The 389-nt window shown below is 64.7% G+C and carries 1 protein-coding gene; it reads right to left on the reverse strand.

Translation table 11 applies throughout. The features are described 5' to 3' along the window. Positions 1-128, reverse strand: a 128-nt coding sequence (locus AC1DIP_RS22340; RefSeq protein ID WP_477735132.1) for a DeoR family transcriptional regulator, incomplete at its 3' end; no start/stop codon positions are given. Positions 129-389: the final 261 nt, after the last annotated feature.

Below are 389 nucleotides of genomic sequence, written 5' to 3' on the forward strand. Positions count from 1 at the left end.
AGCTCGCGCAGGTCGCGGCGGATGGTGTCCTCCGAAACGCCCAACTCCTGGCTGAACGGTTTGGCGACCAGCCGGCCRTCCCGGCCCAGCACCCGCAGGATCAGCGCCTTGCGCTCGGATGTCAGCATGATTGCACGAACTTTCTTGACTCCGCACGATATTGCACGAACTTAAGCGCCGATCCAGGCCTCCGGAGTTTTCGCCATGTCCATCGCCGATCGCGTCCGAGTCGAGGAGGTCTCCGTCCTGTCCGACGACTGGTACACGCTGAAGAAGACCACCTTCTAGTACCTGCGCGCCGACGGGACCTGGCAGCGCCAGTCGCGCGAGACTTACGACCGGGGCAACGGCGCGACGATCCTGCTCTATGACCCGGCCCGGCGGACCGT

Source organism: Pseudarthrobacter sp. 05T312 (genome assembly GCF_056396685.1).